Annotated in this window: 17 protein-coding genes, 1 tRNA gene and 2 pseudogenes; 8 read left to right on the plus strand and 12 right to left on the minus strand. The window is 69.8% G+C overall.

The genetic code is table 11. The features are described 5' to 3' along the window. Positions 1 to 3 precede the first annotated feature (3 nt). Positions 4 to 1,475 (plus strand): annotated as a pseudogene (locus OG247_RS23130) (alkyl/aryl-sulfatase); the annotation flags it as partial. An 18-nt stretch (positions 1,476 to 1,493) separates the two neighbouring features. On the opposite strand, the gene OG247_RS23135 reads toward OG247_RS23130, so the two are convergent. Beyond that, positions 1,494 to 2,027, minus strand: a complete 534-nt coding sequence (locus OG247_RS23135; protein ID WP_327257586.1) for a hypothetical protein — start codon at positions 2,025 to 2,027, stop codon at positions 1,494 to 1,496. Between the two features lie 829 nt (positions 2,028 to 2,856). Here OG247_RS23135 and OG247_RS23140 point away from each other — a divergent pair. Then, positions 2,857 to 4,233, plus strand: a complete 1,377-nt coding sequence (locus OG247_RS23140) for an FAD-binding oxidoreductase (protein WP_327254044.1) — start codon at positions 2,857 to 2,859, stop codon at positions 4,231 to 4,233. Between the two features lie 154 nt (positions 4,234 to 4,387). Here the strand turns inward: OG247_RS23140 and OG247_RS23145 are convergent, their stop codons facing one another. The 6 genes from OG247_RS23145 to OG247_RS23170 all read right to left on the minus strand — a co-directional run bounded on the left by OG247_RS23145 (position 4,388) and on the right by OG247_RS23170 (position 11,054). Further along, positions 4,388 to 4,726, minus strand: a complete 339-nt coding sequence (locus tag OG247_RS23145) for a MerR family transcriptional regulator (protein ID WP_327254045.1) — start codon at positions 4,724 to 4,726, stop codon at positions 4,388 to 4,390. Between the two features lie 789 nt (positions 4,727 to 5,515). Continuing rightward, on the minus strand, positions 5,516 to 6,670 hold the full coding sequence (locus OG247_RS23150) for a N(5)-(carboxyethyl)ornithine synthase (protein WP_327254046.1): 1,155 nt from the start codon (positions 6,668 to 6,670) through the stop codon (positions 5,516 to 5,518). A gap of 148 nt (positions 6,671 to 6,818) precedes the next feature. Further along, positions 6,819 to 7,130 (minus strand): SCO5918 family protein, encoded by a 312-nt coding sequence (locus OG247_RS23155; RefSeq protein ID WP_327254047.1) that lies wholly within the window; start codon positions 7,128 to 7,130, stop codon positions 6,819 to 6,821. 58 nt (positions 7,131 to 7,188) lie between these two features. Further along, positions 7,189 to 8,715: a DEAD/DEAH box helicase gene (locus tag OG247_RS23160; protein WP_327254048.1), complete on the minus strand. Its 1,527-nt coding sequence runs from the start codon at positions 8,713 to 8,715 to the stop codon at positions 7,189 to 7,191. A 308-nt stretch (positions 8,716 to 9,023) separates the two neighbouring features. Continuing rightward, positions 9,024 to 9,227, minus strand: a complete 204-nt coding sequence (locus OG247_RS23165; RefSeq protein ID WP_327254049.1) for a cold-shock protein — start codon at positions 9,225 to 9,227, stop codon at positions 9,024 to 9,026. Positions 9,228 to 9,614: 387 nt separating this feature from the next. Further along, positions 9,615 to 11,054, minus strand: coding sequence for a helix-turn-helix domain-containing protein (locus OG247_RS23170; RefSeq protein ID WP_327254050.1), 1,440 nt, complete (start codon positions 11,052 to 11,054; stop codon positions 9,615 to 9,617). A gap of 342 nt (positions 11,055 to 11,396) precedes the next feature. Between OG247_RS23170 and OG247_RS23175 the strand changes: the two genes are divergently transcribed. Further along, complete coding sequence (locus OG247_RS23175) at positions 11,397 to 12,116, plus strand: DUF4232 domain-containing protein (RefSeq protein ID WP_327254051.1); 720 nt, start codon at positions 11,397 to 11,399, stop codon at positions 12,114 to 12,116. A gap of 111 nt (positions 12,117 to 12,227) precedes the next feature. Here the strand turns inward: OG247_RS23175 and OG247_RS23180 are convergent, their stop codons facing one another. Further along, complete coding sequence (locus OG247_RS23180) at positions 12,228 to 12,932, minus strand: restriction endonuclease (protein ID WP_327254052.1); 705 nt, start codon at positions 12,930 to 12,932, stop codon at positions 12,228 to 12,230. A 985-nt stretch (positions 12,933 to 13,917) separates the two neighbouring features. On the opposite strand from OG247_RS23180, the gene OG247_RS23185 reads away from it, so the two are divergent. Then, a complete protein-coding gene (locus OG247_RS23185; RefSeq protein WP_327254053.1) occupies positions 13,918 to 15,717 on the plus strand; it encodes a galactose oxidase-like domain-containing protein in 1,800 nt (599 codons plus the stop codon). A gap of 553 nt (positions 15,718 to 16,270) precedes the next feature. Here the strand turns inward: OG247_RS23185 and OG247_RS23190 are convergent. Beyond that, a complete protein-coding gene (locus tag OG247_RS23190; protein ID WP_327254054.1) occupies positions 16,271 to 17,845 on the minus strand; it encodes a carboxylesterase/lipase family protein in 1,575 nt (524 codons plus the stop codon). A gap of 97 nt (positions 17,846 to 17,942) precedes the next feature. Between OG247_RS23190 and OG247_RS23195 the strand changes: the two genes are divergently transcribed. Then, positions 17,943 to 18,515, plus strand: coding sequence for a TetR/AcrR family transcriptional regulator (locus tag OG247_RS23195; RefSeq protein WP_327254055.1), 573 nt, complete (start codon positions 17,943 to 17,945; stop codon positions 18,513 to 18,515). A 480-nt stretch (positions 18,516 to 18,995) separates the two neighbouring features. Continuing rightward, positions 18,996 to 19,997, plus strand: a complete 1,002-nt coding sequence (locus OG247_RS23200) for a hypothetical protein (protein WP_327254056.1) — start codon at positions 18,996 to 18,998, stop codon at positions 19,995 to 19,997. A gap of 58 nt (positions 19,998 to 20,055) precedes the next feature. On the opposite strand, the pseudogene OG247_RS23205 reads toward OG247_RS23200, so the two are convergent. The 3 genes and pseudogenes from OG247_RS23205 to OG247_RS23215 all read right to left on the minus strand — a co-directional run. After that, positions 20,056 to 20,187: pseudogene (locus OG247_RS23205) on the minus strand (dihydrofolate reductase family protein); the annotation flags it as partial. Positions 20,188 to 21,190: 1,003 nt separating this feature from the next. Beyond that, positions 21,191 to 21,772, minus strand: a complete 582-nt coding sequence (locus tag OG247_RS23210) for a hypothetical protein (RefSeq protein WP_327254057.1) — start codon at positions 21,770 to 21,772, stop codon at positions 21,191 to 21,193. 406 nt (positions 21,773 to 22,178) lie between these two features. Continuing rightward, positions 22,179 to 22,249 (minus strand) — tRNA-Gly (locus tag OG247_RS23215). A gap of 454 nt (positions 22,250 to 22,703) precedes the next feature. Between OG247_RS23215 and dcd the strand changes: the two genes are divergently transcribed. Next, a complete protein-coding gene (gene dcd, locus OG247_RS23220) occupies positions 22,704 to 23,291 on the plus strand; it encodes a dCTP deaminase (protein ID WP_053675430.1) in 588 nt (195 codons plus the stop codon). Continuing rightward, positions 23,288 to 23,812 (plus strand): phosphoribosyltransferase, encoded by a 525-nt coding sequence (locus tag OG247_RS23225; RefSeq protein WP_327254058.1) that lies wholly within the window; start codon positions 23,288 to 23,290, stop codon positions 23,810 to 23,812. Before dcd ends, OG247_RS23225 begins: the two co-directional genes overlap by 4 nt. The last annotated feature ends 42 nt before the right edge of the window (positions 23,813 to 23,854 follow it).

Genomic DNA, 23,854 nt, shown 5'->3' on the forward strand with positions numbered 1-23,854 from the left:
CCCGTCCGCACGGACGGCGCCGAGGGCCGCACCGTGTGGGACAACGGCGCGTGCGCCTTCCTGAAGGCCGACTGCCCCGACACCGCGAACCCCAGCCTGTGGCGGCAGGCGCAGCTCAGCTCCCAACAGGGCCTCTACGAGGTCGCCGACGGCGTCTACCAGGTACGGGGACTCGACCTCTCGAACATGACCCTCGTCGAGGGGGACCGCGGGGTCATCGTCATCGACCCGCTCATATCCGCCGAGACGGCGGCCGCCGCGCTCGGGCTGTACCGGGAGCACCGGGGGGACCGCCCGGTGACCGGCATGATCTACACGCACTCGCACGGCGACCACTTCGGCGGCGCCCGCGGCGTGCTCCCGCGCGGCACCGAGGAGGGCGTGCCGATCCTCGCGCCCGAGGGCTTCCCGGAGCACGCGGTCAGCGAGAACGTCTACGCCGGAAACGCCATGACCCGCCGCGCCGTCTTCATGTACGGGGACCGGCTGCCCAAGGCCCCCGACGGCCAGATCGGCGCCGGCCTGGGCATGGCCACCTCCACCGGCACCATCACCCTCATCCCGCCCACCGTGGACATCACCTCCACCGGGCAGGAGGAGACGGTCGACGGCGTGCGGATCGTCTTCCAGCTCACCCCCGGCACCGAGGCGCCGGCCGAGATGAACTTCCTCTTCCCCGACAAGCGGGCGTTGTGCCTGGCGGAGAACGCCACGCACAACATGCACAACATCCTGACCCTGCGGGGCGCCGTCGTCCGCGACTCCCGCATCTGGTCGCGCTGCCTCGACGAGGCGATCGAGGCTGGTTCAACGGCAACGCCGCCACCCTGTGGGAACACCCGCCCGTCGAACTCGCCAAGCGCTACGTCGACTCCATGGGCGGCCCCGGGGAGACCCTGACCAGGGCCCGCGCCTACGCCGACTCCGGCGACCTCCGCTTCGCGGCCACCCTCCTGAACCACCTGATCTTCGCCGAGCCCGGCCGTACGGACGCCAAGGAGACCCTCGCCGGCGTCTACGACGAGCTCGGCCAGGGCGCGGAGAACGGCACCTGGCGGAACTTCTACCTCACCTCCGCCATGGAGCTGCGCCAGGGTGAGAACGCGGCCCTGCTCGATACCGCCAACCCCGAGATGGCGATGGCCCTGACCACCGACATGCTCCTCGACTCGATCGCGGTCCGGATCGACGGCCCCCGGGCCTGGGACGAGGACCTCACCATCGACCTCGTCCTCACCGACGAGGGCAGCCATCACCGCCTCACCCTCCACAACGGCGCCCTCACCCACCGCACGGTCACCGGTCCCCGCACCCCGGCGGGCCTGACCCTCACGCTCACCAAGCCCCAACTCCTGGCCGCCCTCGCGGGCCGGACCCCGGACGGCGTCTCCACCACGGGATCCCCGGAGCTCCTCGCCCGCCTGTTCTCCTACGTGACGAAGCCCGACACCGCCTTCCCGATCGTGACGCCGTGACGCCGTGACGGGACAGGGTCAGGCCGCGCGGCAGAGGTCCGCGGGGCCGGCCGTGGCCGAGGCGCGGGCCACGGTCGCGGGTACGGGGCGGGCGGTACGGGCGGTACGGACGGCGGACGCGCTCTGCGTGCGGTGCTGCGCGAAGACGACGAGGCGCAGCACCGCGAACCGCGCGGCACCGGCGAGCGCGGAGGCGGACAGGTAGACGACCTGTTCGCGCACGGCACTGGGCGACGCCTCTATCTGCCGCAGGACGAGCATCGCCGCGCAGGTCACCGCGTACGCGGCCGCCGCGGATCCGGCCGACTGCGCGTGCTGGCGCCAGGTCGCCCGCCCGCCCGCGCCGAAGGTGAAGCGGGCGTGCAGCTCGGTGGCGAGGAGCGTGGAGACCACGGTGATCAGGGCGTTGGCCAGGATCCAGGGGATCCAGGACGCGAGGCCCGCGACGGCGAAGCTGGAGGCGACCCCCACCCCTCCGCCGCAGAGCACGAAACGGGAGAAGGCGGTGAAGGCGCCGGATGCCGCCTGCTTCCGGCTCTGCACTGTCTCCATGATCCAACCCCTCCGATGGTGACTCCGTGAACGCGCGGCTCCGGGCCGCGGGCCGCGCGGTGCGCCGCTGTGGTGCCATGATGGCACATCAATGGCACCACAGCGAGGGTTTTGGTGACACCACTCGTGCGGCTGGTGGCGCCATGGGCGGAGCCCGAAGCCTCGCGGGTTCACGGATTCACGCGGTCCAGGGACTTCCAGAACGGCGTCGACCTCGAAGAGGCGGCGGCGGCCCGCTCCTCGCCGAAGGCGTCCGTGGTTCCCGGACTCGCCGCGGGCCGCTTCCAGGTCGGGGTGGGCCAGGTAACCGAGGGCCGCGAGCCGGTGGTTGACGGTGACGACGACCACGTCGCCCAGGGCGGCGAGCCGCTCGGCCCCGTACATGGCCCCGGCGCCGTCCCGGGCGCCCTCCCACCGCACGGCGGGAGCCGGGGCCGCCCGCCGGCGTACCCCGGTGGGCGGCGCCGCGTAGGGGATGCCCTGGAAGGTGCGCACGTTTCCGGCGAGCGCGCCGACGATGAGTGCGCGTGCTGTCCGCTTCAACATGTATACGAGCGTATAAATCCGGGCTACGGCACACAGGCCGGTCGTCCCCCGACCGCGTACGGGGCTACCCCCAGCACGCGGAGCGGCGGGGCATGGGGTCCACAAGGCCCGTGGGCCCGCACGGCCTCCAATCCGGAAACTGACCCGGTCCCCAGCGGCGCGGCTCGTGCACGCTGCCGGCGGCGGGGCGCGGCGCCGGGACTCCACGGCGGCTCCGCGGATCTCGAGTTGAGGCCCCGCGCCATCGGCGTAGCGTGAAAGAGGGCCGAGAGGAGCAAACGCCATGGGCAAGCCCTCGATCGAGCAGTTGCGTGAACGTGTCCGCGGGGCGGTCACCACCCCTGACGACGACGCCGGCGCCTACGACGAGGCGCGCAAGGTCTACAACGCCATGATCGACAGGCGTCCGGCCGCCGTCGTGCGCTGTGTCAACGCGGGCGACGTCATGGCCTCGGTCGACTTCGCACGGGAGAACGGGCTCGATCTCGCCGTGCGCGGCGGCGGGCACAGCGTGCCCGGCTTCGGTACCTGCGACGGCGGCGTCGTGGCCGATCTGTCCGGCATGCGCGGCGTGCGCGTCGACCCCGTACGGCAGACGGCACGTGCCGAAGGCGGCGCGACCTGGGGTGATTTCAACGCCGCGACGCACGCCTTCGGTCTGGCGACGACCGGGGGAATCATCTCGACCACGGGCGTCGGCGGACTCACCCTCGGTGGCGGTATCGGCTATCTCTCCCGCGGACTCGGGCTGAGCTGCGACAACCTGGTCTCCGCCGACGTGGTGACCGCGGACGGCCGGTTGCTCATCGCGAGCGAGGAGGAGAACGACGACCTCTTCTGGGCCCTTCGAGGCGGCGGCGGCAACTTCGGCGCGGTGACCTCCTTCGAGTTCCGGCTCAGCCCCGTCGACCACATCTACGGCGGGCCGATGCTCTTCGAAGTGGAGGACGCCGCCACCGTGCTGCGCTCCTTCGGCGAATACATCGCGGGTGCGCCGGAGGAACTCGGCGCGTTCCCGGCCTTCCAGCTGGCTCCGCCGCTCCCGTTCATCCCGGAGGACCGGCACGGCGATCCCTTCGTCCTGATCGTCTCGTGCTGGGCGGGTCCGCTGGACGAGGGGCCGCGCGCCCTCCAGGCCTTCCGCGACTTCGCCCCGGTGGTCGCCGAGCACGTCGGGCCCATGCCGTATCCCGCGCTCAACAGCGCCTTCGACGCGCTGGTACCGCCCGGCCTCCAGCACTACTGGAAGGCCAACTTCGTGACCGAGCTCAGCGACGCCGCGATCGCGGCGCACGTCCAGCACGGGCCACGGCTGCCGGCCCTGAACTCGACGGTCCACATCTACCCCATCGACGGTGCCTGCCACCGGGTCGCGCCGGAGGCAACGGCCTTCGCCTACCGCGACGCCTCGTTCGCCACCGTCATCGCCGGCATGTGGCCCGACGCATCCGCGAACGAGGCCAACACCGCGTGGGTGCGCGACTACTACGAAGCGACCGCCCCGCACTCGGAGGCAGGCGGCTACATCAACTTCATGGCCGACGACGACCAGAGCCGGATCAGGGCCAACTACAAGACCAACTACGACCGCCTCGTCGAGGTCAAGCGGAAGTACGACGCAGGAAACCTCTTCCACCTGAACCAGAACATCAAGCCCTAGCCCACCGCGGCGCCGCACCCCTCCGCCGTGTCGCCGACTGCGCCGAGAGGCCTGGACAACAAACCAGCCCCAGGTCGCCGACCTGGGGCTTTGCGGAGTTCCCGCTCGGGGTGTTCCGGTCGCGGGACCACCGTCCCGGACGGACACCTTCGCCTCAGGCCGAGTCCGACGGTGTGGACGCTTCTGCGGCGCGGCGATATTCGGCATTGATGCGCTGGGCTTCCTCGAGCTGGTCTTCGAGGATGACGATGCGGCAGGCCGACTCGATGGGTGTGCCCTGGTCGACGAGTTCGCGGGCGCGGGCAGCGATGCGCAGCTGGTAGCGGGAGTAGCGGCGGTGTCCGCCGGCGGAGCGGAGCGGGGTGATGAGACGGGCTTCGCCGATCGCCCGGAGGAATCCCTGCGTGGTGCCGAGCATCTCGGCGGCCCGGCCCATGGTGTAGGCGGGGTAGTCGTCGTCGTCGAGACGGCCGAACGAGTCGTCTGCTGTCATTGAACCTCTCTCGTGGAACGCGTGGAGGGGCCCTGGCGCCTATGGCACCAGGGCCCCGAAGGAACTACTACACCATCTGTCGGCCCTGATACTGCGCCGACCCTGTGATTCCGCCGACCCGGCCGAGATGCTGCCGGGGGTGCGGGGATCGCGGTTGCTTGACCGGAGACCACCTCGCTATCGATGTCCTGCGGTACCCGGGCTCAGGTTTCCACCCGGGCGATCCTGATGGTGCTCGGCTCCTCCGTTCTTCCCTCGGTGATCAACTGCTTGCCTGCTACTTCACTGCTGGGTACTGCGTACTGCATTTCACGGGTACTGCCACTGCGGTAACTGCGGTACTTCTCTCGGCTGCCCCTGATCACTGCGGGCCGCCCGGTCCGGTCGTCAGTCCCGTCGCCGTCCTGCAACCGCTGTGGCTTCGACACTCCACGACCGCACCGCCCTGCTGAACTGCACCTACTCGTACTGCTCGCAGTACTCGTACTGCGGGTACTGCTGCCCGGCAGTTCGTTTCTGCCAGGCCCTGCTGTCTCTCTGGGCTACGAGAGAAACCATAACCACGCTGCAACCCAATGTCTACTCCAGCCGCGATAGATTTTCGTTCGGCTGGCGAAGAGGTAATCGGCATCGGCTGCTCTCGTACCTGAGGCCTCGGAGGGGGACGGGGGCGGGGGCCAGCCGTGCGTACACACGTGAGGGGGCCGGGACCGCAGTTGCGGTCCCGGCCCCCTCACGTGTGTACGCCGGTCACTTCGAATGACATGCCGCCGACCAGGTGGCATCGGTTCAGAGCAGCGCGTGCGGGTACTGTGCGGCGCGCTGCTGAAAGGCCAGGACTGCTGGATTCTGGACGGTGCCGCCGCGGATTTCGATCGCCCGGCGAATGGTGTGGTCGCCGTCCCAGCCGGCCGGCCCTTCGAGGACCGACCGCAGGAACGGGATCAGCGCCTCGCTGTTCTCCCAGGTGGCGGCATCCCACAGGTAGGAGGGGCTGTGATCCACGGCGTAGTAGTGGACCTGGTCGCCGACGGTGAACATCGGCGCGCTGAAGGTGGTGGGCCGAGCCCAGGCGAAACCCATGTCCTCGTCGCAGGAGACGTCGATGACGAGGGTGCCGGGCGCGAGCTTCGGCAGGTCCTCCTCTATCAGGAACATCAGCGGCGCCGCGGTGTCCTGGAGCACGCAGTTGACGATGATGTCGTGCCCCGCGAGGAAGTCGGCCAGCGGCTCCGGGCCGTCCTCGGTGACTACGATGCTGCGCCGCGGGTCGAGGGTGTCGTCGGCCACGTCGTGATCGAAGTGCACGATCCGTGCCGAGTGGATCGGTGAGCTGACGGCGGCGATGCCGCGGGCAGTCAGCACATCCACATCGTGAACGCCCAGCGCACTGAGCGCGGTTACCGCGCCGCGGGCGGTGGCGCCGAAGCCGATCACGACCGCACGCCGCCGGCGCCCGTAGTCACCGGTCGCCCCGGTCAGCTGCATGGCGTGCAGCACCGACGAGTAGCCGGCCAGCTCGTTGTTCTTGTGGAAGACGTGGAGACTGAATCCCCCGTCCCGGGTCCAGTGGTTCATCGCCTCGAAGGCGATCACCGTGAGCCTGCGGTCGATGGCGGCCTGCGTGACCTTCTCGTCCTGCACGCAGTGCGGCCACCCCCACAGCACCTGCCCGTCCCGCAGGTCCTCCAGATCTTCGTGCAGCGGTTTGGCCAGCAGGATGACGTCGCACTCCGTGATCAGTTCCTCGCGTGAGCGGAAACCGGCGACCCACGGAGCAAGCTGACCGTCCGAAACGCCGAAGTGAACGCCGTAACCGGTCTGCAGGTAGATGTGGGGCTGAAGGTCGGCATCGATGCGTTCGAAGTGCGCCGGGTGGATCGGCAGACGGTGTTCGTTCTCTTTACGGGTCTGCGACATGATTCCGAGCTTGAGCTGCTGCACGATGCCCCTTTGAATGCTGTCTGTCCCACGCGGGCCGGAGCACGGGGGGACCCCCAATGTCTACTCCGGCCGCGATAGATTTTCATGCGGTCGAGGACGAGGTAATCGGCGCCACTGACCGGGCGCCGGCTCGCACCGGTCGAGTCGGTCAGACCGTCACAGGGGCGCCGAGCATCGCGGATGCGTGCTGGAGCGGACTGAGGACGCGCGTGGGCGCGGCGGCCCGGGGGATTCCGCGGCAGGTGAAGCCGAGCTGGGTCATGGCCCGCAGGACTTCACCGACGCTGAAGTCACGCCTGTCCTGGCGGGTGATGACCTGGCCGACCTGCTTCACGGGGTAGACGCGGCGGCCGATGATCACGGAGTCGCCGACGACCTCCTCGGGCTTGATGCCCTTCATCGAATCCAGGACGCCGCTCTTGGTCAGTTCGAACGGGAAGCGGGCGATGACACAGCGCATGGTGCCTCACAGGAAGAAGGAGAGGGGGTCTGATCACGTGGTTGTCAGGCCGCCGATGTCAGGCCGCCGCATCGAAGGCGGACTGCCGCGCGCTCGCGCGCCGGGCAGCCGACATGGGCCCGCGCCGCCCGCGGGAGGAGCCGCCGCTGCGCTTGGGCCGCTCGGACACCGGCGCGGTGATGGTGACGGGGATTCCGGAGGGGGCCTGGGCGCCGGTGATCCGGTTGAGGGCCTCGTCGCCGGAGCGGACCTGGGTGGTCTGCGGGACGATCCCGGCGGCCTGCATGAGACGGGTCATGTCACGGCGCTGGTGGGGGGTGACCAGGGTGACGACACTGCCGGACTCGCCCGCGCGGGCGGTGCGGCCGCCGCGGTGGAGGTAGTCCTTGTGGTCGGTCGGCGGGTCCACGTTGACGACGAGGTCGAGGTTGTCGACGTGGATTCCGCGAGCGGCCACGTTCGTGGCGATCAGGACGGTGACGTGCCCCGTCTTGAACTGGGCCAGGGTCCGGGTCCGCTGCGGCTGGGACTTCCCGCCGTGCAGGGCCGCGGCGCGGACCCCGCTGTCGAGGAGGTCCTGGGTGAGACGGTCCACGGCGTGCTTGGTGTCGAGGAACATGATCACGCGGCCGTCGCGGGCGGCGATCTCCGTCGTCGTCCGCTGCTTGTCGGCGCCGTGGACGTACAGGACGTGGTGCTCCATCGTGGTCACCGCGCCCTGCGAGGGATCGACGGAGTGCACGACCGGGTCCGTCAGGTACCGGCGCACCAGCAGGTCGACGTTGCGGTCGAGGGTGGCGGAGAACAGCATCCGCTGGCCCTCGGGGCGCACCTGGTCGAGGAGTGCGGTGACCTGGGGCATGAAGCCCATGTCCGCCATCTGGTCGGCCTCGTCGAGGACGGTGATCGCGACCTGGTTCAGCCGGCAGTCGCCGCGATCGATGAGGTCCTTCAGACGTCCGGGGGTCGCAACCACGACTTCGGCGCCGCCGCGCAGGGCGTTGGCCTGACGGCCGATGGGCATGCCGCCGACGACGGTGGCAAGGCGGAGCCTGACCGCTCGGGCGTACGGGGTGAGGGCGTCGGTCACCTGCTGGGCCAGCTCGCGGGTGGGTACGAGGATCAGTGCGAGCGGCTGGTGGGGCTCGGCGCGCTGCCCGGCGGTGCGGGCCAGCAGGGCGAGGCCGAACGCCAGGGTCTTTCCGGAGCCGGTCCGGCCGCGGCCGAGGACGTCCCGGCCCGCAAGGGTGTTGGGCAGGGTGGCGCCCTGGATCGGGAAGGGCACGCTCACGCCCTGCGCCCCGAGGGCGGCGAGCAGCTCGGCGGGCATGTCGAGATCGGCGAAGGCTTCGACGGCGGGCAGCGCGGGAGTGATCGTCTTCGGCGGCGCGAACTCGCCCTGTACCGCGGCCGGCCGGCGGCCTGAGCCGCCTGAGCGGCTCGGACCTGCGGAACGGCTTCGAGCCGGGGAGCCCGAGGAGCCGAATCGGCTGCCCCGCTCCGAACCGGCGCCGTTGCCGAAAGCAGGGCCGCCGGTGCGGCTGCGGGTACGGGACGAGCGCTCGTTCTTGCGCGTGGGGTTCATGCGTAACCTTCCTTGATACGGCACGTATCAAGGAATTCCCGCAGCGGAAGAGCAGCGCGGGGAATTGCGAGAACGGACCGAATGGAATGCGGAGGCGGATCCGGCCCGCGAGAAAAATGCGCGGGTACGGGCGCTGCAATGAGGGTGGCGTCATGCGGACGCGAAACCGGAGAAATGAGCTCGGGTGCGGCTCCGAGGAGGAAGCATCCCGTGCCGGGTCCCGCGGGTGGACGCACCGCGGGAGATGTGTGCAGCTGGGGCCCGCACCCCGAGGGATGCGGGCCCCAGCTGCCGAACGCGAGTCAGCGTCAGGCGGGAACGATGTTCTCCGCCGTCGGGCCCTTCTGGCCCTGCGCGATGTCGAAGGTGACCTTCTGGCCTTCGGTCAGCTCGCGGAAGCCCTGGGCGGCGATGTTCGAGAAGTGGGCGAAGACGTCGTCGCCGCCACCGTCCTGCTCGATGAAGCCGAAACCCTTTGCCGCGTTGAACCACTTCACGGTGCCAGCAGCCATGTCATATCTCCTTGGGGGCAGTACACCGGCGCCCGCACCATGCGGAGACCGTGTCGCCGCGATGATGCCCCGCCCGGAAACTGACCGGAAATATGAAGCGCCACCATGCGACACGGAGGTCGGCTGGAGATGCCTTAAGTTTTTGGGTACCAAAACTGCAACCAAGATGGACAGTAGCACGCCGCAGTGGATTGCAGGGGCCGAATATATTTGGCCCCTGCGTTGCGGTAAAAACTCTCCTCGCGGTGCGCGTTAAATCCTCAGACCGCCGGGACAGATATTGATTCGCCCCGAGTGCAGTGTTGTGAGAGTCGGGGTATTCGCCGGCTACGACGCGGCCCGGACCATCGCCACCGACACGCGGGGAGTGATCGCGCGATGGGTCTTTCATTCCGTGTACGGCAGCCAGGCGTTGTTGTTCGCGTTGTACCAGTAGCTGCGGCCGGCGTTCAGGGCGACCGTGCGGAACGGGCGGCCGTGGTCGTCGATGCGGGTGGTGCCCTGGCGGTCGCCACTGCTCCAGGCCAGCTCCAGGTACCAGCTGACGTCCTGACCGAGTGTGGCGGCGTCGATGTTCAGCACCTGGGGGTCGGTGGCGGAGACCTTGTACGGGAAGTCGGTCGAGGCCGTCGGTCGCTCGCCCTCCTTGCCGGGTACGGGCCTGGCCCTCGGGGAGGCGTCGTCCAGGTCCACGGCGAAGGACGCCGGCACCAGCGCGCCGCCGCAACCGGAGCCCATGGTGTACCCGTTCCAGCCGGGAGCCTTGCGGCCGCTCACGACATGGACGTACAGCGCGTGCAGGACCGCGGGCTTGCCCTCGGTGCCCTGGACGGTCAGCTGCATGCGCAGGTGCCCCGCCGGGACGGCGTCCAGGGCCCGGGCCCACCCTTCGGTCGCCGGCCCGGCGGGGGGAGGGGGGACCGTGCCGGGTGCCTTGTCCAGGGCGAACCACTGGTCGCAGGGGCTGTCCCAGTTGTCGGGCAGGACGTTGACCGTGAACGGGGCGGTGGGGGAGGCCCCCTCCTTGGCGGTGGCCCGCGAGGTGGACGCGGACGGTGCCGAGGTGGACGACGGTCCGGGGCTGGACGGGGGCGCGGAATCGGCTGTGGGCGTGGGGGACGACGACCCGCCGGACGGCAAGGCCGGGCCCGCCGCCGCCCGCTCGCGCGAGGACGGCTGGGTGGCGGCGTGGCGCGTGTCCCCCTGACCCGCATCGCCCATGGCGGAGACGGCGGCGGCGGTCCCCGCCACCGCGGCGGTGGCCACGGCGGCCGCAACGGCGAGCATCAGCCGAGGACGCCGGGCCCCCGGTACGGAGGCCCGGGCGGGGCCCGGCCGGACAAGGGCGGCGGGGGCGTGTGCGGGTGCCTCCGCAGCGGCAGGTCCGGGCGCCGGGGCGGACCCGGCTGAGGACGCCGGTGTCGGTGCCGGGTCGGTCTCTGCCTGCGGCCGGACCTCCGAAGCCTCCCCGGCCACCACCACCGCCGACGCAGGCGGCACCTCCGGCGCGGCGTCACCGCCCCGCGGCGCCGCGGAGTTCGCCGCCCCCGACCCCGAGGCCTGCCCCTCCGTCACCCCCCGCCGCCGCTCCACCAGCGCCAGCAGCCACTGCCGGTGCAGCGCGGGCAGTTCGTCGGCCGAGGCGCCGCAGACTCGGGCGAACCGCTCCACCGGGGCGAAATCCGTGGGCACCGCCGCGCCGCTGCAATAGCGGTGCAGCGTCGAGTTGCTGGAGTGCAGACGCTTCGCGAGCGTGCCGTAGCTGCGCCCCGAGCGCTCCTTGAACCCCCGCATCAGCTCCGCGAACCGCTCCGTCTCCGTGGCCATTCCACCCTCCCCCTCATCCCGGAAGCCCGTTCCAGGCTCGCCCGATCGCCCAGGTGAGAGGGGTCGGGAGCGTTACAGGGTTCCTACTATCCCGGTCCAGACGCCACTGGGACGAAACCGGCCCCACAGTTGCGTCATCAGCCCGTGGGTCCGCCGATCGGATCGACGGTCGGATTGGGCGGTCGCAACGGGAGGGCCAACCACCCGCCCCTCACCCGCCCCACCGACCGCCCTCGGCGGCCTGCGGCAGCAGCCGACCGGAACAGCAGCCCCACCCAACGTCTCGTCAGGCGGGAAGCGAAAGCCCCTGTCTGACGACCGCACCGACACGGAGAGTTCCCCATGCGCACCTACCGACTCCGCACCACCGCCCTGGCCACCGCCACCGCCGGCCTCGCTCTGGCCCTGACCGCCTGCGGCGGCTCGGACAGCGCCGGCGGGGCGACCGCGAACCCCACCGCGACCAAGAGCGCGGACAAGCCGGTCTCGACCGGGACCGTGACGCCGTCCGGGGAGGGCGCCTCCGCCGCCCCGTCCGCGGGCAAGGTCACCGGAACCGGCACGGCCACCGCCACCCCGGCGAAGGCCGGTTCGAGCGGCAAGAACAAGGGGGACACCACCGGTGACTCCTACGCCTACACCCACCCCTGCTCGGCGCGGAACCTGACCGTCAAGGTCACTTCCCCCACGGGCACTCCGGCCACCGTCCGCGTCATCACCGTGACCAACAACGGCTCCACCTCCTGCGGTCTGGACTACTTCCCCACCGTCGGCTTCAGCGCCAAGGGCCGCGCGCTCGGTCTCCAGGCCACTGCCCCCGGTGGTCTGGGCGGAGCGCCGGCGTACCCGGTGCACCCCGGCGCCACCGCCTACGCGGCCGTGGACCTCAACCCGTCGGGTGGCAACGGCCCCGTGGCCGACGAGGTCAACGTCCTGGCCGACAAGGAGCACATGCCGAACGCGGACGGCGTCAGCCTCCAGCTGGCCAAGCCGGGCAGCGTCGCCAACCCGAAGGTCGGCCTGTACCGCACCAACACCCGCGACGCGCTGAGCGCCTTCTGAACTGAGCGTCCCACGGGGTGTGTCGCCGGGCGGGCTCAACTGTCTGCGCGAGGGTGTCCCACTTCCCCGTGGCGAGCTCGACGCGGCAGGGCAAGTCCTTGACGACAGGCCCTAGGGGAGTGACGTGGGCTTTCGGGGCGGCGGGACGGCGCGGAGGAGATCCCACAAGGGGCGGGAGCCGGTGGCCCATTGGGCGAGGAGGTGGCGGTCGACGAGGTGGAGGCGCTGGGACTTGGCGAAGGCGAGTGCGGGTCCGGAGAAGCGGCCGTTGGTGAGCATGACGAGGACGTCGCCGCCGTGTATCTGACGGCCGGTGCCGTTGAGGACCTGGAGGTCCGGGGTGCCGACCGCGGAACCGGACCAGCCGGCCTTGCGGTGCTTGCACTGGATGACCCAGCGGCGGCCGTAGGGGTCGGTGGCTTTGACGTCCGCGCCGTTGTCGCCCCGGCCGCCGACCTTCTGGGCGTCGGCGCAGCCGTCGCGGTGCATGAGGTCCCGTACGGCGAACTCGAAGTCGTTGTGGTGGAGGCTGTCGAGGTGTTCGACGGCGTAGCGCAGGCCCTGGGCCCGGACCTGGTCCCATCGCGCGGCCTCCCGGCGCCGACGCAGCCACAGCGCGCCCGCGGCACCGGCTGCGAGGAGGCCGACCACCAGAACCCAGGGATGGGCGGCGAGCCACGACATCACCGCCACGACGAGACTGAGGGCCACGAGGCCGACCAGGCCGATGAGCCACAGCTCCTCCGAGCCAGTGGCCTTCCGGCGCCGCGCTGCGCCGGTGCGCCTGCGCCTCTTCGCGGGCGGGCGGCGGCTCACCTGCCGTTCCCCGTGCTGGGGAAGACGATCGGATAGGAGACCGTCGGCATGGGTTGGAGCGCCGGGCGATTTTCCCAAGCCGGCCACTTGATCGGGTAGACCACCGTCGACTGCGGCCTGGGTAACTCCTGACCCGAGCCTGATCCGGCCCCCGCAGGCGTTGTCCCGTTCCCGAAGACGATCACTCCGGCGACGATCAGGCCGAGCAGCGCGGTCTCCCGTCGGGCCCCGGCAGGGAGCCGGACGTGGCCTTTGACCCGAGTGCCGTCTGCTCGGAAGTAGTCATTGATCCAGGGCACAGCTGTATCCCCCCACCAGTCGCGATGCGCCTCCCTGCGCACCGGATCCATGAAAGCACCCGCCGCTGACAACGCGTCACACGCTTGTCACTACTCGTGATCATCTACTGAATCGGGGCGATCCCGCCCTCGCCTGGGCGGGGTCGCCCTGGATGAACCCGGAGCCGCGCGAGGAGGGGCGGCGGCACGGCGAACCGGACTGTGAGGTACGTAGTTGAGGGGCTCGCGCTTGGTGCTGCGAATGGGTGAACCCGAGTGGCTTTGCGGCGCGGGGCTGAGAGGTCTAGACAATGAAGAGGGCCCAGGTCGCCGACCTGGGCCCTCTTGCAAGAGCGGATGACGGGAATCGAACCCGCGCCAAAAGCTTGGGAATCACTCGGCGCTTGGACGGTTATCTGCCGTCTGACCTGTGGAAACGGCCATTGTGGGGGTCGGTGCTGACGGCTTGGGCTTACCCCTGGTTGGCCGTTGATTACCGCCCCTACTGGCACGTTGTGGCACGGCCTCCCCGGTGAGGGGTGACGGCCGGACGGACGAACTCCACGGTTTGCCGCCCAGGCCGGCCCGGGTGTCCCGCACCGATGGCCGAACGTACCGCCGCGCGACGAAGTGCGGCGTCTTACGCCCCGTCATAGAACGGTCGTGACGGGCGAGGTCCGCCCCGGTGGGCCGGTATGAGGAGTGTCATGGCGCGCAAGAGATGGTCCGGCAGGCTCACGGCGTGCGCCGTGGCCGTGGTCCTGGCCGCGGCCGGCCCGGCCGCGGCCCACGACGGTTCCGAACGGCCGGAGGAGTCCGCGGCCCTCGGTCAGGAGCACGCCCACGAGCATGCACGCCTCCGTGAGTCGATGGCGGCGTTGAGGAGCGGGTACTCGCAGCTGGCCCGGATCGACAGCCTCAAGGACCTGACGGACTCCCAGGTCGAGGCGAACGCGAACTTCAACCCGCAAGACTTCGGCCGGTTCGCCGAGTACTTCCCGTCGCCCGACTTCGCCGCGCACATCGCGATGCTGCCCACCGGGAAGGTGCTGCTGTTCTCCTTCGAGCGGATGGAGGACAACCCGACCCAGGAGCCCGCCCCGACCGGCACCACCGGCAAGGCCAACGCCGGCCGGGCCTACGTGTGGGATCCGTCGAAGGGCACCACGACCCAGGCCTTCAAGAAGGTCACCCCGCCCACGGTCCTCGTCCCGGACGGCACGCTCCAGGCGCGACCGGCACCGTTCTTCTGCTCCGGACACGCCTTCCTCCCCAACGGGATGCTCGGCGTGTTCGGCGGCAACCTCGGCTACGGGGGAGGAGCCGGCGCCAAACTGTCCCTGGTCTTCGATCCGTGGACCGAGACCTGGGCCCTCAACCAGGACATGGCCGTCGGCCGCTGGTACCCCTCGGTGGCGACCGCCCCCGACGGCCGCCTGCTGATCATGTCCGGGCACTCCTCCGAGGGCTGGGGCACCTCCACCTCCCGAATCGAGCGGTTCCCCGCCAAGAGCCTCCCGGTCCCCTTCGAGAAGACCTTCACCCCGCGCCTCTTCCCGACGGACACCCTCCAGGTCGACGCGCCCTTCGGGGAGAACAGCGACTATCCGCACCTGTTCACCCTGCGCGACGGCAAGGTCTACGGCCTCGGCCGCGACTCCACCACCCAGTTCGCCTTCGACCCCGTCGCCGAAACCCGCACCGACCTGCCCGACCGCCCCGACGGCACCGACCGCGGCTACGGCTCCGCCGTGCCCCTGCCCGCGGGCCTGCGCGGCCCGGACTCCGTCCTCGTACTCGGCGGCGACCGCGACGACCCGGACACGTACAAGCTCGCCAACGGAGCGTGGGAGAAGCAGCAGCCCAGGGCCTTCGGCCGGACCCAGGACGACACCCTGCTGATGCCCGACGCCTCCCTGCTCACCGTCAACGGCGCGTACGCGATCCGGGACTACGGCAACGGCCCGTACAACCCCCAGGCCGACCTCAAGTACCGGCAGACCGAGACCCGCGACGCGCAGGGCCAGTGGCGGCTCGGCCCGGTCCAGCGGCTGCCGCGCGGCTACCACTCCAACGCCGTCGTCCTGCCCGACGGCCGGATCCTGGTCACCGGCGACGAACTCCAGCAGCTCGCCAACGACCCGAAAATCTCGGACGACATGAACGGCAGCATCGAGATCTTCGAACCCGCCTACCTCCACCAGGGCGGCACCCGACCCACGCTCACCGCGGTCCCCGACAAGGCGGGCTACAACGCCCCCTTCACGGTCACCACCTCCACCCCGAACCAGGTCACGAAGGCCGTCCTGCTCGCACCGACGACCGCGACCCATTCCCTCAACACCAGCCAGCGCCACATCGAGCTGGCCATCGTCAAGCGCAACGGGCTCACCCTCGACCTCCAGGCCCCGCCCAGCTCCGCGGATGCCCCGCCCGGCTTCTACATGCTCTTCCTCCTCGACGAGCGCGGCGTCCCCAGCACGGCCAAGTTCGTGCAGGTCCGCTAGGCGGAAGCGGGAACACCCACGGCCGGCCGACCCACGTGACACAGGTCGGCCGGCCTGGACCCGGCAGCCCTCGACGATGCCCTCTCCTACCTCAGCGACCCGGACACCCTCGAACTGTCCTTCGGCATGATCTCCGCCTGGGGAAAGCGCCCGGCAGGCTGACCGCGCGGAGGTGCGGAGGCACCCTCGACCCGGACAACTCGTCTATGCGGGCCGTTGATTGGGCTTACGGAATTCTGCGAGTTGGGGCTCGCGGAGGGCACGGCGGGACCAGAAAGGTCTAGACAACGAAGAAAGCCCAGGTCGCTGACCTGGGCCTTCTTGCAAGAGCGGATGACGGGAATCGAACCCGCGCTATAAGCTTGGGAATCACTCGGCACTCGGGGGCCTGAACCCCTGGTGACCTGCGAAAACGTCCGCTGCGGAGCCGAGTTCCGGGGCCCGCGGAACCCCTGTGTTGACCGCTGCTTACCGCCCTGACTGGCACGTAGTGGCACGAGTCGTGTGCTGCCCGGCGTCCCAGGCACCTCGGTCGGCGGGACGACGCTTGGCGTCAGCGGAGGTTCTTCCAGAACGCATGGTTGTGGTCCTTGGTGAACTCCGTGCGCTTCCACGGCCCCGAGGTCAGCGACTGCACGTAGCCGCCGCTGCGGAAGCTCGGCCAGTCTGTCTTCCCGGACTCGGCGAAGTCCACCCAGGTGTCCGTCATTCGCTTGGCGAGGCGTTCCTGCCTCTCTGTCAGCTTCTCGAACACGGGCAGCTTGAGGTCGAAGAGGTAGGACAGCTCCGACATGTGCGAGGCGCGGAGCTCGAAGCTGACCTCCGGGGCGCCCGCCCACGAAGGCGTCTCGCGCTCGCTGAACTCGAACATCCGGGTCGGAGTCCACTGCGACAGCAGCCGGGCGGTGTCCAGCGTCGGAACCGACCAGGTGCGGTCGGTCAGGACCGTTGCCAGGGCCTCGCCGGCGGAGCTGAAGCGGCTCAGCGGGTAGCGGGCCAGTACCGCGTCGGCCTGGGCGCCGAACTCCTTGCGGATTTCGGGCTCGTACGCCTCGGGCGGCATGGGATCGCCCGTCAGCTCCTGGCCGAGGATCCGGCCGCGCTCCTCGTCGTGGTTGACCCCGATGAGGACCGGGACGCGGTTGAACTTGCCCGTGCGCAGCGCCTCGGCTGGGGCCAGTGGCATGAGGTCCGTACCGGCGATCGGGCGGGGTTCGTTCCAGGTCCCGTACGCCTTCATGAGCGTGGCCGCGTCCGTGCCGCGCAGGCAGGACTCCGCATCATTGCAGTCCTTGCCCTCCTTGGACCTCAGCTCCTTGAGCTTGGCGAGCGTGGCCTCGGCCTCGGCCTCGGCTTCCTCCCGGGTGCGGGAGCCACCCGTGGCGCAGGGCGCGCTCTGCACGATGGCGCGGTCGAACAGTCCGGCCGACTTCGGCGAGGCGAGGTGGCCGCAGACGCTGTACCCGCCGCCGGACTCACCCATGATCGTCACGTTGCCGGGATCGCCCCCGAAGGCGCCCGCGTTGGCGCGGACCCAGCGCAGCGCGGCCTGCTGGTCCTCCAGGCCGAGGCCGCCGGAGGTCTCCAGCGCCGGATCGGACAGGAAGCCCATGACACCGAGCCGGTAGTTGACCGACACGACGACGGCGCCCTCGGCGGCCAGCCGCTCGGGGCCGTAGAGGTCGCCGCTGCCGAACATCAGGCTGCCGCCGTGGATCCACACGATCACCGGCCGCTTGCCGGTCTGCTGTGCAGGGGTGGTGACGTTCAGGTACAGGCAGTCCTCGACCTCGCTGGGGACTCCGATGGGCAGCCCCTTCGGCTGCGCGCAGGGGGATCCGGGCGCGGTCGCCTCACGCACCCCGGCCCAGGCGGCGGCGGGCTGCGGCGATGCCCAGCGCAGGTCGCCCACCGGCGGGGCGGCGTACGGGATGCCCTGGAAGCTGCGCAGGCCGTCGCTGTCGGCGGTGCCACGCACGGCGCCGCCGGTGGTGCCGACGACCGTGCCGGCGGTGCTGCCTGCTGCCGCTCGCGCGGGGGTGGCCGGCCCGACACCCATGCCCAGCCCCATGCCAAGCGTGAGGGTGGCGGCAACGAACCCCTTGGAAACGTACCTGGTTTGTCTCATGGCCCGAACGCTACGCAAGTTTGCACGATCGTGCAATACGTCTGTCTAACTCGATCGTATGAGTCGTTCGTGTCACACGGGCGCTAGGCTCGTGAGCATGGGAAACCGCGAAGCCCTGCTCATCGGCGCCAAAGCCTGCCTGCGGGAAAAGGGATACGACCGCACCTCTGTGCGTGACATCGCCACGGCCGCCGGCGTGAGCACGGCCGCCGTCGGCTACCACTACGGCTCCCGCGAGGCACTGCTCAACCAGGCCCTGTTCGAGATCCTCGACGAGTGGGGCGACGCGATGGGCCGGGCGCTGGTCCCCGACGCCGACGGCTCCTCCAGAGCGCACTTCGAGCGCATCTGGGAGAGCCTGATCGAGGACTTCGGTGCGCACCCCGACCTCTGGCTCGCCTCGGTGGAACTGTTCATGCAGGCCCAGCGGCAGCAGGAGTTGCGCGCCGCTCTGGCCGGGGGCACCGCTCAGGGGCGGCGTGGCATGGCGGCCATCCTGGACGGCGTCCGCGAGGAGGAAGTATCGGACGCCTCCGTCCGCACCCTCGGCGCCGTGCAGTTGGCGCTCGTGTCGGGTGTGATGCTCCAGTGCCTCAGCGACCCCTCCAGTGCCCCCACCGCTGCCGAGGTGCTCGAAGGCGTCCGGGCCCTGGCCGAGTTGGCGCGCTGACCATGACATACAACGAAGGCCCAGGTCGCTGACCTGGGCCTTCTTGCAAGAGCGGATGACGGGAATCGAACCCGCGCTATAGGCTTGGGAATCTATGGCGCGGAAATTGTTCGTATGGGTTCTGACCTGTGGAAATCATCCCTGCCGAGCGTCTTCCGGAGCCTCTGCCCGCTCCGGTTCTGACCGCTGTTGACCGCTCCTAAGGGCACGGTTGGGGCACGCCCCCATGATGGTGGCCACGAGCGGGCTGAGTCGCCCGGAATGCCTACGAGTCGGCGCCGCGGGTCGGCGGGTCGGCGGCTCGGCTCGGCCTGGACGCACCTACCGGAACCTGGTCCGTGCCAGTGCCTGTCATCCGTGTTCGGTCGTCATCCGCACTGTCAACTGCCCGTCGTTACCCCTGAGGTAATCGTCTTCTCTGGCGCCCTCGAAGAAGCTTGATCCATCGAAGCGATCAAGCGATCACGAACGGGGAACGACATGAACATGCGGCGGTACACGCGCACCGGAGTGTTCGCGGCGGCCACTCTCCTCGCAGGCCTCACCATCGGTGCCGCGCCGGCCACCGCCACCGCCGAGGGCGGCGAGTGCGCCGAGGTCCGCGAGAAGGTAGACCGGCTCGAAGGGCGGATCACCCCGAACGCCTGCGCCTTCATGAAGCGGCAGATCGCCTTCGGCGAGGCCCCCAGCCTCCAGACCTACCTGGACATCTTCGACGAGGAGGCCAGCCTCTGGGAGGCCGGCGGCAAGCCCCAGCGCGGCCACGAAGTGATCGGCGCCTCGATCAGCAACTCACTCCGCCTTGTGCCGGACCTCCGCTACCGCGGCACGAACGTGGTCGCCGACGGCGCCGTGACGATGTTCGGCCAGCAGAACACGGTCACCCTCAAGGGCCACAAGGTCAGCTACCCGCAGATCGCCCGCAACGTCCTCGGCGATGACGGCAAGACCATCCAGGCCCGCCGCTACTACGACCGCTACGAGCTGTTCCAGGTCTTGCCCGAGTCTCAGCGGCCCCGCCCCCTCTTCGCCGGCATCGCCGACCCGGCCGGCCCCGGCCCGCGCGGAGCGGCCCCCGACCGGTTCCACGCCCAGGAAATCCCCGCCCGCCTCGCCGCCTGGAACAGCGGGGACGCTGCCGCGCTGGCCGCCCGTACCGGCAACGCCAAGCTGGCCGGGCCGGGCCTGGACCGGTCGCTGACCACGCAGGAGGGCAAGACCGCCTACCTGCAGCGGCTGTTCGAGAACGCCGACGTCGAGTTCAAGGCGGGCCAGGTCGCCTTCGGCCGCACCACCACCTACATCGAGTGGCATGGCACGATGACCGACCCCAACGGCACCGACCCCAAGGGCACCGACATCCCCTTCGGGATCGTCGAGCGCATTGGCCCGAAGGGCGAGTGGGAGCTCTACTTCGACACCCTGCCGGTGATCGCGGACGAGGACGAGATCCGCGGCCTGTTCAAGGCGCTCGCGAGCTAGGTGCGGTCGTGCACCGGCCGCTCCCTGAGCCGGCCTCCGGCCCGCCGGAACAACTGCGGTTCAGTGTGAACGAAGGACGCCGGTGGTGGGTCATGACGAACACCGGGGAGTGCAACGGCGGCTCATCACCCCACCAGCCCTGCCGCTCGTAGTCCTGCCATGGCCCGCGCTGGGGCCCGAACTTGTCGCGTCACAGCGACTGTTTTGGGACTTCAGGACCCGGCGCAGCGACATCGCCACTGGTCTACGCCGTCACGCACGCGAAGCCAGCCCCCGCCCACTCATCACCCTCGACATGTTCACCGCTCTGAAGGCGCGGATGGGGTACGCCCTCCGGGCGGTCGGCTGGAGTGTCACTCGGGTAGCCCTCGCCCGGACGGTGGTGTGCGCGCCGGGAGGCTGCGCTGTCCAGGTCGTCGAGGCCAGGGTGTCCGGGGTGGAATTCCGGCAGGTCGCCGTCGTCGGGGTGGGGTCCGGTGGCCGTCGGGCTGGACTAGGGCTCGTCCGGGATGCGGGGCCAGCCGCCGTCGACCCGCTGGGAAGTCAGGAGTGCCGGGGTGGCGGGGCGGCCGGCACGGTGCGGGGCAAGCGCCGACCCGGTCTCGGCGGCGCCGTAGGACGGCGGGAGGTACCAGTCGGAGAGGCCCGGTCCGCCCGGTCGGTTCCGGCCGGTGCGAGCAGGGTGTTGCCGGTGGTGTCGTTGTCGGATTCGAGTGGAGCCGTGCAGGCCCAGCCGACGTCCTGCTTCTGCGCCGAGGCGAGGAATTCCAGAGCGGCGGGGAGGGCGGCCGCGCCGAAACGGGGTGTCCGCGTAACGCAGGGACGTCCTCCCCCGCGAAGCCGGCAGCGACTCGGCGAGCAATCTGGAGCGCCATCAGGGCAGTTATGGCACGCGAATGGCACGCGGGCCGGGAGAGGTCCAGACAACGAAGAAGGCCCAGGTCGCTGACCTGGGCCTTCTTGGAAGAGCGGATGACGGGAATCGAACCCGCGCTATAAGCTTGGGAATCACCCGGGACTCGGGCCCGCATGTGGCCTCTGACCTGCGAGAACGACTGTCTGCGGTTTCGCGCGAGGCGGTCCGGAGCCCCCCTTGTTGGCCGCTGTTCACCGCCCCTACTGGCACGTTGTGGCACGGCCTGCCTCACGGGTGTGAGGGGAGTCTCGCCCTTGTCTTCGGGACTTCGCGGCGGTCAGAAGTCGAGGTGCACAGTGAGGTCGAACAGCGCCTGCCCGGCCTGGGCCGGCGTTGCATCGAATGCCTCGTTGAAGACGTCCACGCCCATTTGGGTCATGTTGCCGGGGCCCGTGATGTCCACCGCGTTGGTGCCGACCTGGACGTTCTGGCTGAGGAGCTGGTAGGTGAGCAGGTCGAGGGCGCCCGGTGCCCCGTGGTTGATCGCGGCGTTGGCGGTGAATTTCCTGCTGGTCAGGTCGTCGTTGAGGTCGGTGAAGTCCAGCCGCTGTCCGTCGCTGCTGCGAGTGAATTCGAAGCTGCCGTCCAGGGGAAAGCTGCCAGAGAGGGGGTCCACCGTGATGGACCCCGACGAGATCGGAGTGGTGACGCACGGGGTCGAGCCGCTGGTGTCGAGTGTCGCCGGAGCGGTGGCGGTGAGGACCACCCCCTCGGGGAGCGCGCTGACGGCGGCGGCGGTGAGGCAGAACTTGGCGTGTCCCGTGACCGGGACGGGGGCGGCCGCACCCGCCGGAGCGGCGGTGGCCAGCACGGCGGTCAGGCCGAGGGCGAGCGCGCCGACGGTGTTGCGCAAGCGCATGAGGTGTCCCTTGTCGAGTACACGGGTGTCGAGTCGAGGTCACCCTAGAGTGGGAGGAATGCGGCGAAACGATTCCTTCGGCCGACGCCGAGTGTCGCTTCCACCATCGACCCTTGATGATCGATCTGCCCTGGGTTGTGCCACCACTTGCTTCGAGCGGCTTCGCCTCGGCGGTTCCGGGAGGCGGCCAATCTGCGCAACGGACCCGGGCGATACGCGCCCAGGGAGTCGAACTCAGAGCTCAACTCGACCAAGGCGAGCGCAAGCTCGAACCGAGATGGCGAGCCGTGGCCCTGGCCTGCCTTGCCGGAGCAGGTGGGAAGGTGGTGTGGATGTGGTGCGGGACTCCTGAGTAGGTCTAGACAACAAAGAAGGCCCAGGTCGCTGACCTGGGCCTTCTTGCAAGAGCGGATGACGGGAATCGAACCCGCGCTATAAGCTTGGGAAGCTCATGTTCTACCATTAAACTACATCCGCGCAGTGATCCAGTTGCCTGGAGCGCTATCGTTTCTCACCCTACCCCATGATCGACCCCTGGTGAATTCGCCCCGGGGGTGGTGTCGCGTGCGGGGTGCACGGAGGGTCGTGGGGGCGGGAGTTGGGGCGTACCTTGAGCGTGCGGAGCGGCGGCTGGAGTGGGTCTTGTTCATCCCCTAATGTGGCGATTCATCGCAGTACGGCTGGTTGGGGAAAGGGACTCGATGGAGCACACCGTCGTCCGTTGTGCCGAAGGGCACGTATTCAGCACCGCTTCGTTCCCGCTGCAGCACCTCGGTGCCGGCCGGATCGGGCCGGGACGGCTGCTGCGGTGTCCGCGCTGTGCGCGGCTGCGGCATGCCGTGCCCGTGGGAGCGGCGCCGAAGCGGTAGACACCGGCGCGCGGGTTCCGCCTCGATTGGGGCGGCCCGCGCGCTCTGCGTATCCTCGGGACGTGCTTCTCTCTGATAAAGACATCCGGGCCGAGATCGACAGCGGACGGGTTCGCATCGACCCCTTCGACGAGTCGATGGTGCAGCCCTCCAGCATCGATGTACGTCTCGACCGGTTCTTCCGGGTCTTCGAGAATCACCGCTACGCCCACATCGACCCCGCCACCGAGCAGAGCGATCTGACCCGGATGGTCGAGCCGGACGGTGACGAGGCGTTCATCCTTCACCCGGGTGAGTTCGTTCTCGCCTCGACCTACGAGGTCATCTCGCTGCCCGACGACATCGCCTCCAGACTGGAGGGGAAGTCCAGTCTCGGCCGGCTGGGGCTGGTGACCCATTCGACCGCCGGCTTCATCGACCCGGGGTTCTCCGGGCACGTGACGCTGGAGCTGTCGAACCTCGCCACGCTGCCGATCAAGCTCTGGCCGGGTATGAAGATCGGGCAGCTGTGCCTGTTCCGGCTCAGCTCGCCCGCGGAGTTCCCGTACGGGAGCGAGCGGTACGGATCGCGGTACCAGGGCCAGCGCGGCCCGACGGCATCGCGGTCCTTCCAGAACTTCCACCGGACCCAGGTGAGGCACGAGGCATGAGTGACGGAGTGAGTGACGGAGTGAGTGACGGAGTGCGCGAGAACCTCGACTACCAGGGGTTCGGGCGGGCCGTGCGCGAGCTGGCGCAGACCATCGCCGACGACGGCTACGAGCCCGACATCATCCTGAGCATCGCCCGGGGCGGCGTCTTCGTCGCCGGCGGGCTGGCGTACGCGCTCGACTGCAAGAACATCCATCTGGTGAACGTGGAGTTCTACACCGGGGTGGGGACCACCCTGGAGATGCCGGTCATGCTGGCGCCGGTGCCCGAGGCGATCGACTTCACCGACAAGAAGGTGCTGATCGCCGACGACGTCGCCGATACGGGGAAGACGCTCAAGCTCGTCCACGACTTCTGTCTCGGGCACGTCGCCGAGGTCCGGTCCGCCGTGATCTACGAGAAGTCCCACTCGCTCGTGAAGTGCGAGTACGTGTGGAAGAAGACCGACGAGTGGGTCAACTTCCCCTGGTCGGTCGAACCCCCCGTCGTGAGGCGTGAGGGACAGGTTCTCGACGCCTGAGACCCCGTTGTCCAGTCGTCCCGTTGTGTGAGGAGGGGCCCG

The sequence above is a fragment of the Streptomyces sp. NBC_01244 genome (assembly GCF_035987325.1).
Taxonomy (GTDB): domain Bacteria; phylum Actinomycetota; class Actinomycetes; order Streptomycetales; family Streptomycetaceae; genus Streptomyces.

Excerpts from the sequence above, each read along its gene's own strand:
- OG247_RS23190 (WP_327254054.1), bottom strand. The coding sequence starts at position 17,845 with ATGAGACAAACCAGGTACGTTTCCAAGGGGTTCGTTGCCGCCACCCTC.
- OG247_RS23160 (WP_327254048.1), bottom strand. The coding sequence starts at position 8,715 with ATGAACCCCACGCGCAAGAACGAGCGCTCGTCCCGTACCCGCAGCCGC.
- OG247_RS23165 (WP_327254049.1), bottom strand. The coding sequence starts at position 9,227 with ATGGCTGCTGGCACCGTGAAGTGGTTCAACGCGGCAAAGGGTTTCGGC.
- OG247_RS23210 (WP_327254057.1), bottom strand. The coding sequence starts at position 21,772 with ATGCGCTTGCGCAACACCGTCGGCGCGCTCGCCCTCGGCCTGACCGCC.
- OG247_RS23155 (WP_327254047.1), bottom strand. The coding sequence starts at position 7,130 with ATGCGCTGTGTCATCGCCCGCTTCCCGTTCGAACTGACCAAGAGCGGC.
- OG247_RS23145 (WP_327254045.1), bottom strand. The coding sequence starts at position 4,726 with ATGACAGCAGACGACTCGTTCGGCCGTCTCGACGACGACGACTACCCC.
- OG247_RS23195 (WP_327254055.1), top strand. The coding sequence starts at position 17,943 with ATGGGAAACCGCGAAGCCCTGCTCATCGGCGCCAAAGCCTGCCTGCGG.
- OG247_RS23225 (WP_327254058.1), top strand. The coding sequence starts at position 23,288 with ATGAGTGACGGAGTGAGTGACGGAGTGAGTGACGGAGTGCGCGAGAAC.
- OG247_RS23175 (WP_327254051.1), top strand. The coding sequence starts at position 11,397 with ATGCGCACCTACCGACTCCGCACCACCGCCCTGGCCACCGCCACCGCC.
- OG247_RS23135 (WP_327257586.1), bottom strand. The coding sequence starts at position 2,027 with ATGGAGACAGTGCAGAGCCGGAAGCAGGCGGCATCCGGCGCCTTCACC.
- OG247_RS23170 (WP_327254050.1), bottom strand. The coding sequence starts at position 11,054 with ATGGCCACGGAGACGGAGCGGTTCGCGGAGCTGATGCGGGGGTTCAAG.
- OG247_RS23185 (WP_327254053.1), top strand. The coding sequence starts at position 13,918 with ATGGCGCGCAAGAGATGGTCCGGCAGGCTCACGGCGTGCGCCGTGGCC.
- OG247_RS23200 (WP_327254056.1), top strand. The coding sequence starts at position 18,996 with ATGAACATGCGGCGGTACACGCGCACCGGAGTGTTCGCGGCGGCCACT.
- OG247_RS23140 (WP_327254044.1), top strand. The coding sequence starts at position 2,857 with ATGGGCAAGCCCTCGATCGAGCAGTTGCGTGAACGTGTCCGCGGGGCG.